The following is a 3,352-nucleotide window of genomic DNA, read 5'->3' as shown; positions in this document are numbered from 1 at the left end:
CCTGGTGACGGCGGGGGAGTAGTCGGCGGCGGCCTCGCGGGGGAGGCGGATCACCGCCCCGCCCCGGCGGGAGGAGGAGACGCGCGCGGGGAGCAGCGGGTGGGGGCTCGCCGCGGCGACGGCGTCGAAGGCCCGCTCGACGCGGCGGTTCCATCCCAGCGCGGTCAGCGGGGAGGCGGCGGGTGTGTCTGTGCTGTCGTACGTGTTCACGACGGACTCTCTGGAGCGGCGAGCCGTCAGGAGGGGAGGCGCCCCTCAGGGCTCGCGAACGGTCGGGAAGGTCGGGTTCGAACCATGCGCAGGAACGGTCATCACTGCTTCCTCTCCGTCGTCGGCGCCGAGGACACGGCGCGCTCCGCCTCCGCGAGTGTAGGACCGCCGGGGCGGAGCGCACCACGGGTTTTCCGGGCGCCGGCCCTGGGGCGGGGCCGGGGCGGCTCAGCGGCGCCTGGTCCACACGTCGTCGGACGGCACGGTCCTCGGGACGGTGGCGTGCCGCGGCACGTACTCCCCGGCGGCGGGCTCCTCCGGTGCGCTCCCGGAGGCGGGCGCGGCGGGGGCGGGCGCGCGCCGGGAGTAGTCCGGGCGCTCCTCCTCCACCCCCAGCAGGAGGAAGAGGCTGCAGATCAGCATGAAGACGAACAGGCCGGCGAGCAGGGGCAGAACCAGGTCCGGCGCGCTGGAACCGTCCGGGGGGCTGTGCCGGGAGAAGCGCGGTTGCGTGAAGTGGACGCCCATCATGCCGGTGTAGTGCATGGTGGTCACCGCGACGGCCATGGCCACGGAGGCGGCGGTGATCGCGGGGAGACCGCGCAGCCGGGAGGCGGACCACAGGGAGGCGGTGGCGGCCGCCAGCGCGATCACGCAGGCCAGGGCGACGTAGAGCGGGTCGTGGTGGATCTGCCCGTGCACGTTCATCGAGAGCATGCCGAGGTAGTGCATCGCGATGATGCCGGTCCCGGCGATGAGACCGCCCAGCAGGAGCCGGGGGGTCGTCCTCCCGCGGATGGTCAGGGTGAGCGCCACGGCCATCACCGCGATGGCGATGACCCCGCTGACCACGGTGAGCGCGGCGTCGTAGCGGATGGCCGTGCCGGGCGGGGAGAAGCCCATCATGGCGATGAAGTGCATCGACCACACGGCCACCCCGCCCAGGGCGAGGGAGGCCAGGGACAGCCACTGCCACCGGACGAGTCCGCTCGTCCGGCGCGCGCGTGAGGCGAAGGACAAGCCGAGGAACGACCCGATCACCGAGACCGCGAAGGCGATGGAGGGGGTCAGCCAGTCCTGGGCGAGGTGGTCGAGCACGGCGCACTACTTTCCATGACCTTGGTCCCATTTCGGACGGGTTCCATGGATAGTAGGGAGGCCTGAGACTGATGCGCCAGGGGTGTTTTCCAACGTGTGTGGCCTGATGTGGCCAGCGGCAACGCAGGGGAACAGGGGTGCGACCCTCAGTTCCGCCGGGCCCTCGCGTCGGCGGCGGCTCCGTCCGGGCCCTCAGGCTCTCAGGCCCTCAGGCACGCAGACCCGCGAAGGCGATCCTGGCCAGGGTGTCGGCGATCTCGTCGGAGTCCAGCCCGCGGTCCGGCTTGTACCACTCCGAGATCGAGTTGACCATGCCGAACAGCAGGCGGGCCGCGACGGCGGGGTCCACGTCCGGGCGGATGTCGCCGTCGGCGGCGCCCTCGCGCACCAGGTCGGCGATCAGGTGGTCGAACGCCCGGCGCCGCTCCAGCGCGCGCTTCTCCACCTCGGTGTTGCCGCGCACCCGCAGCAGCAGGGTCACGTGGGGCAGCTCCTCGACCAGCACCCGGACGCTGCCGCGCAGCACGTGCTCCAGGCGGTCGATGGCCGGGCCGGTGGTCGAGGCCTCCTCGCGGGTGACCGCGAACAGGGCGTCCATGGCCAGGTCCAGGGAGCGGCGCAGCAGCTCGGTCTTGCCGGTGACGTGGTGGTAGATGGCCGACTTGGTCACGCCCAGGGCGCGCGCCAGGTCCTCCATGCTCGTGCCGTCGTACCCGCGTTCGTTGAACACGCGCGCGGCCACGCGCAGGACGGAGTCGGCGTCGTGGCCGGGGCGGCCGGAGCGTCGCCGCCCCGCTGCCCCGCGGCGGGAGGGCGCTGGTTCGACAGGGGAAGATCTGGACACGGTTGTCGAATCTACCTGGTGGGAGCGGCTCCGTGGGTGGGGACGGCCGCGGGCGCGTCCGCCGTCGCCGGGTCCCACGAGGATTTCTTAACGAACGGTCGGTTGGTAATACATCCTATCCCGGGCCCGGGACGCCCCCGGACCGCACCCGCCGACCGGTCGCGCGGAGTGCTGCGAGAAGCACGTCTCGTCACGCCCGGAGAGGGCGGGCCGAATCGCGGGAAAACGTCCGCGCGCGGCGTTGTGCGAGTTCAGCGGCACGGAAAGGGATTTTTTTCGCATCCGTTCCGAGTGTGCGCCTCCGGGAAGGGCGTTAGGAGCGCGTTAAAAACCCTTGAACTGGTTCGTGGAGCAAGAGTAATTTGGCCCTCGTTTGGCGGCAAAAGTCCACATTTGTCGACGTCAAGAATGAGACCCCACATGGCCATCACCCGTCGTAACGCCCTGCGCGTTTCCCTCGCCGGAGGGGTCGGGGCCGCGGTCGCCACCGCCGTCTCCGCCCCAGCCTGGTCGGCTCCCATGCCCGCGCCCCAGCCGGGGGACGCCGCGGAGGCGCTGCGCCTCCTCAAGCGGGGCAACAGGCGCTGGCGCCGGTACGACTCCCGCCACCCCAACGAGGGCCCCGCCCGCAGGGAGGAGATGGCCCGCGGCCAGAGCCCCTTCGCCGTGATCCTCGGCTGCGCGGACTCCCGTGTGGCGCCCGAGCTGGTCTTCGACCGCGGGCTCGGCGACCTGTTCACCATCCGCTCCGCGGGCCAGGTCCTGGACGAGTCCGTCCTGGGCAGCATCAGCTACGCCGTCGAGCACCTGGCGGTCCCGCTCATCGTCGTCCTGGGGCACTCCTCGTGCGGCGCGGTCAGCGCCGCCGTGGAGGCCCACGAGACCGGGGAGGTCCCGCACGGCCACGTCGGCTACCTGGTGGAGGGGATCCTGCCGGTGGTCGAGGCCACCCCCGACGAGGGCGGCGACTTCGTGGACGCCTGCGTCCGGGCCAACGCCGAGTACATCGCCGACCAGCTCCGCGTGGACGCCGACCTGCGCGAGCTGGTCGAGTCCGGCCGCCTGGACGTGGTCCCCGCCCGCTACGACCTGGAGACCTCCGAGGTCAGCTGGCTCTGATCCCGCGCCGCCGCGCGTTCGCCGCACCACGGACCCGTGCCCCCGGTCAACCCCGCTCACCACTCCGCCCCCTTCCCCGTC

3 protein-coding genes and 1 pseudogene are annotated in these 3,352 nt (G+C 72.2%); 1 reads left to right on the top strand and 3 read right to left on the bottom strand.

The window, feature by feature from the left end; genetic code table 11:
* From DQW06_RS03205 to DQW06_RS03195, 3 genes and pseudogenes are all read right to left on the bottom strand, one after another.
* Positions 1-210: pseudogene (locus DQW06_RS03205) on the bottom strand (ribosome small subunit-dependent GTPase A); the annotation flags it as partial.
* A 228-nt stretch (positions 211-438) separates the two neighbouring features.
* Complete coding sequence (locus tag DQW06_RS03200; protein ID WP_013155070.1) at positions 439-1,308, bottom strand: MHYT domain-containing protein; 870 nt, start codon at positions 1,306-1,308, stop codon at positions 439-441.
* Between the two features lie 208 nt (positions 1,309-1,516).
* Positions 1,517-2,050 carry a TetR/AcrR family transcriptional regulator gene (locus DQW06_RS03195; RefSeq protein ID WP_049800319.1) on the bottom strand — a complete coding sequence of 178 codons (534 nt, stop codon included), beginning with the start codon at positions 2,048-2,050 and terminating at the stop codon, positions 1,517-1,519.
* A 522-nt stretch (positions 2,051-2,572) separates the two neighbouring features.
* On the opposite strand from DQW06_RS03195, the gene DQW06_RS03190 reads away from it, so the two are divergent.
* Positions 2,573-3,271, top strand: a complete 699-nt coding sequence (locus DQW06_RS03190; RefSeq protein WP_117197930.1) for a carbonic anhydrase — start codon at positions 2,573-2,575, stop codon at positions 3,269-3,271.
* The last annotated feature ends 81 nt before the right edge of the window (positions 3,272-3,352 follow it).

The organism is Nocardiopsis sp. TNDT3, from assembly GCF_003427465.1.
GTDB classification, from domain to species: Bacteria; Actinomycetota; Actinomycetes; order Streptosporangiales; family Streptosporangiaceae; genus Nocardiopsis; species Nocardiopsis dassonvillei.
Note: the sequence above shows the minus strand (reverse complement) of the source record. Positions and strands in the feature narration are given on the sequence as shown.